Origin of the sequence: Rhodococcus sp. EPR-134, assembly GCF_001647205.1 — a bacterium.
Classification (GTDB): Bacteria; Actinomycetota; Actinomycetes; order Mycobacteriales; family Mycobacteriaceae; genus Rhodococcus_F; species Rhodococcus_F qingshengii.
The window spans coordinates 1-1,812 of the sequence record NZ_LVCT01000631.1 but is presented as its reverse complement, the minus strand read 5'-3'; the positions used below and the strand labels follow the sequence as shown (position 1 = coordinate 1,812).

Here is a 1,812-nt window from a genome sequence, read left to right as displayed (position 1 = left end):
GTCGCCGAAGTTCGTCGACGCCATGCTGGGGGAGAAGATATACAAGGAACTCGTCGAGTTCACCTGGAAGGTCCGTTCCAACCCCGAACACGAGGTACGCCTCGCCGCCAACCGCTTCCTGATCGACTTCGCCGATGATCTGCAGAACGACCCGGAGACCATCAAGAAGGCCGAGGGGATCAAGGCCGAGATCATGGGTCGCGAGGAAGTGACGGGTCTGGCGTCGTCGACATGGCAGGTTGCCAAGCGGCTCATCATGGAGTCCGTCGACGATCCGAACAGCACCCTGCGGACCAAGGTCGCCGAGAACGTCGCCGGCTTCGGAGTCAGGCTGCGTGACGACGAGTCCATGCGTGAGAAGGTCGACGGCTGGCTGGTGCAGGGCACCAAGTACATCGCGGAGAACTACACCGACGAGATCACTGGAGTCATCAGTGACACCGTCGAGCGGTGGGACGCCGACGAAGCGAGCCAGAAGATCGAGTTGCAGGTCGGTCGAGATCTTCAGTTCATCCGTATCAACGGCACCGTTGTCGGCTCGATCGCCGGACTGCTGATCTACACGATTTCGACGCTCATCTTCGGCTGAGCTGTCCGGTATGTGACGTCCACCACGAGTGCTAGCAGTAGTGCTTGCAATAGTTAGCACCCTCTCCTATCCTGGGAAATGTCCACTGGAAAGGGAGGACGCAATGCCAGCGAAGTCGACGAACTCCGATGACGGAGATCGTGAATCATCCGGTGCCGCAGCCGGAGCAAGCGACTTGGCAGCTCGCGTCGTCAGCTCTGCGGCACACGACATCGGGGGGTTCATTCGTGCACAGCGGGAAGCCGCCCAAGTTTCGATGCGCCAACTCGCTCAACTCGCCGGCGTCAGCAATCCGTATCTGAGTCAGATCGAACGCGGATTGCGCAAACCGTCGGCGGACGTACTGGCGCAAATCGCCAAGGGCCTTCGAGTCTCATCAGAAGTGCTGTACGTCCAAGCGGGATATCTCGAGCAACGCCCGCACAGTCCCATCAGGGACGCGGTGTTGGCCGAGACGGCCATCAACGAACGGCAGAAGCAAGTACTGCTCGAAATCTACGACTCGTTCTGTCGCGAGAACGAGTCGTCAAGACCAGCCGCAGCGCCCGATTTCGCTGAATCGGCCGCAATTCCAGACACCGAGACTTCACTAGGAGAACAAGATGACTGACAAGAACGCCATCGACAGCGTCAAGACCTCGCTCTACGCCGCCGTCGGCGCAGGCGACCTGGTTGTCCAGGCCGTGGCCGATGTAGTTGCTCAGGTTCGTGAGCGCGCCGAGAACACCCAGGGCGATGTCAACGGCCGTGTCGACGGTGCTCGCGAGAAGCTCGCTTCCGTCCAGGGTGACGTTGCCGAGAGCGTCGATGCGCTGCGCGAGCGTCTCGCCGGCCTGCCGTCCGAGCTGCCCGAAGAGCTCGCCGAGCTGCGCGAGAAGTTCTCACCCGAGGAACTCCGCAAGGTCGCCGAGGCATACCTCAAGGTTGCCGGAGATCTGTACAACTCCCTCGCAGAACGTGGCGAAGACGCAGTCGAGCGCATCCGCAAGCAGCCCGCAGTCGAAGAAGGCATCGCTGCTGCAGAGTCGGCACTCGGCGACGCCGTCGAGCTGACCGAAGACGCACTCGGAACCGTTGCTCGTCAGACGCGCGCCGTAGGCGAGCAGGCTGCCAAGCTGGCCGGCCGCGCTGCCGGACGCATCTCCGACACCGCAGAAGAGGTCGGCGAGAAGATCTCTGACGCCGGTGAGAAGATCGCCGACGCAGGCGACGAGGCTGCACTG

3 protein-coding genes are annotated in these 1,812 nt (G+C 61.9%); all 3 read left to right on the top strand.

The window, feature by feature from the left end; translation table 11 throughout:
• A partial coding sequence (locus A2J01_RS27745) for a DUF445 domain-containing protein (protein WP_156519426.1) occupies positions 1–589 on the top strand: 589 nt, incomplete at its 5' end.
• Between the two features lie 103 nt (positions 590–692).
• Positions 693–1,199: a helix-turn-helix domain-containing protein gene (locus A2J01_RS27740; protein ID WP_003941483.1), complete on the top strand. Its 507-nt coding sequence runs from the start codon at positions 693–695 to the stop codon at positions 1,197–1,199.
• Positions 1,192–1,812: heparin-binding hemagglutinin (locus A2J01_RS27735; RefSeq protein ID WP_064114014.1), on the top strand; the 621-nt coding region annotated here is incomplete at its 3' end. The genes A2J01_RS27740 and A2J01_RS27735, both read left to right, overlap by 8 nt.

What these genes read in the sequence shown, in the direction of transcription:
- A2J01_RS27740 (WP_003941483.1), top strand. Translation starts at nt 693, where the DNA reads ATGCCAGCGAAGTCGACGAACTCCGATGACGGAGATCGTGAATCATCC.